General features: G+C 61.5%; 4 protein-coding genes. All 4 read left to right on the top strand.

The genetic code is table 11. The annotated features are described in order from the left end of the window. Positions 1 to 470 (top strand): translocation/assembly module TamB domain-containing protein (locus LH128_RS30195; protein WP_008833496.1); only part of this gene is annotated, 470 nt, incomplete at its 5' end. Next, positions 470 to 661: a hypothetical protein gene (locus tag LH128_RS30190; RefSeq protein ID WP_008833495.1), complete on the top strand. Its 192-nt coding sequence runs from the start codon at positions 470 to 472 to the stop codon at positions 659 to 661. The genes LH128_RS30195 and LH128_RS30190, both read left to right, overlap by 1 nt. Before the next feature lie 53 nt (positions 662 to 714). Further along, positions 715 to 1,047 (top strand): PilZ domain-containing protein, encoded by a 333-nt coding sequence (locus LH128_RS30185; RefSeq protein WP_008833494.1) that lies wholly within the window; start codon positions 715 to 717, stop codon positions 1,045 to 1,047. 350 nt (positions 1,048 to 1,397) lie between these two features. After that, positions 1,398 to 1,646 (top strand): hypothetical protein, encoded by a 249-nt coding sequence (locus LH128_RS30180; protein ID WP_172705219.1) that lies wholly within the window; start codon positions 1,398 to 1,400, stop codon positions 1,644 to 1,646. Positions 1,647 to 1,757 lie beyond the last annotated feature (111 nt).

Genomic DNA, 1,757 nt, shown 5'->3' with positions numbered 1-1,757 from the left:
CCGACGATATCGAGGACGTTACCGTCAACGTGAACGTCACCGGGCGCGCGATGAACCCGCAGATCGACTTCTCGTCCGATCCCAGCTTGCCTGACGATGAAGTGGTATCGCGCATCCTGTTCGGCAGCTCGATCGCCAACCTTTCGGCACTGCAGGCGGTGCAACTGGCATCCTCGCTCAATTCGCTGCGCGGGACCGGCGGTGGGCTCAACCCGCTCGGCAAGCTGCGCTCCGCCGCCGGGATCGACCGCCTGCGTATCCTTGGTCCGGACGAGCAGGCCGGTCGCGGCACAGCCGTCGCCGCAGGCCAGTACCTCACCGACGACATCTACGTCGAACTGATCACCGACGCGCGCGGCTTCACTGCCACGCAGCTGGAAGTCAGCGTGACGAAGTGGTTGTCGGTGCTCAGCCAGGCCGGCGGCTCGGGCGTGAACAGCCTGAACGTGCGCATCAAGAAGGACTATTGATGCGTACGGGGCTGATCGCGGCATTCGCGCTTGTAGCGCTCCTCGGCGGCTGCAAACGCGAGCCGACGTTCGAGGAGCGCTACAAGGCCGCGAACAAGACTATCGTGGACCGAGCCAAGGAGATCGACGCACAGATCGCCGCCACCGGTTCGCCGCCTCTCGAGAGCGACGGACTTTCGGCGGAGCACTGAAACTTCGGGTTTACTTCTGGTCGCTAGGCACCCTCAGGCGAAGCTAAGAGGGTATGATGCTGGCAGACGAGAACGACCGACTGGCCCAGCGCCACCCCGTGCTGCTTCAGGCGCGGTGCCGCAAATCGCGTTGGCACGTTTTTCCGGTCGAACTGGGCGACGTTTCGCAAGGCGGCTGCAGCGTTGTCGGCAGCGCCGAGGCGTTCGTGCCGGGTGAGGCCATCGAACTGCGCATCGCCAACTTCAAGCCCATCCCTGCCCATGTGCGCTGGCTCGACGGTAACACGGTCGGCATCGAGTTTCGCAGTGCGCTCGCCGGAAGAGTGATTCAGGAACTGGGTCAGGCTTATGGAATTCCGGTCCAGGCGAGCCCATCGGCGAACTGAGAAACCTTATGCGAGGCCAACAATTCGGCGTCCCTCATCGAAGATTAACCATCGTGGCGGACGCCAGGCCATTTGCGGCAGGAATTCGATGAAGGATTTCGACGAAATCCAGCGGACCATGATGGAATTGCTGCGTTGTGGTGCAACTTCAGCCGGCAAGTGACACCGCGATGACGGATTGTGAATGTTGCGTTGCAGCATGTTTAATCCGACGTTAAATCAATACCTTCATCACTGTTGTCCGGACGATATTTACCGGGCCGGGGTATTCGTTGCGTGCCGACGGGAAAGGGCTGAATTCGATGGGTACGACCGTCGGCATCACTCCCAACGGAAAGGTCGCACTTCCAATGATGAAACGAACGATTCTCGTCGCGATGACCGCTGCCTTCACGCTGCTTGGCAGTACGCAGGCCATGGCCGGGACGAGGGCCGCGCAGTCGGTCGTGGGTTTTGCCAAGGATCAGGGCAAGTCGATCCGATCGAGCCGAGGCTCGCTTCCCCGAGGGTTTGTCAACGCGCTCGGCCGCGCAGGCGAACATGGCCGAAAAGGGTTGCACAATGCGATCGAGCAGCACTTCAAGTCGCGTGGCTGCTGATCACGATCTGTGACCTATCAGGCGCATCCCGGGCCATGTGCCTGGGGTGCGTCACCCATCGCGGTGCAGACGATCATGGTGCTTAGAAGGGGTGGTGGACGCACTTGGGCT

The sequence above is a fragment of the Sphingomonas sp. LH128 genome (assembly GCF_000293195.2).
GTDB classification, from domain to species: domain Bacteria; phylum Pseudomonadota; class Alphaproteobacteria; order Sphingomonadales; family Sphingomonadaceae; genus Novosphingobium; species Novosphingobium resinovorum_A.
This window is presented reverse-complemented; position numbering and strand designations above follow the sequence as displayed.

Bases quoted from the DNA above. Each gene is read 5' to 3' on its own strand.
- LH128_RS30190 (WP_008833495.1), top strand. From the start codon at position 470: ATGCGTACGGGGCTGATCGCGGCATTCGCGCTTGTAGCGCTCCTCGGC.
- LH128_RS30185 (WP_008833494.1), top strand. From the start codon at position 715: ATGATGCTGGCAGACGAGAACGACCGACTGGCCCAGCGCCACCCCGTG.
- LH128_RS30180 (WP_172705219.1), top strand. From the start codon at position 1,398: ATGATGAAACGAACGATTCTCGTCGCGATGACCGCTGCCTTCACGCTG.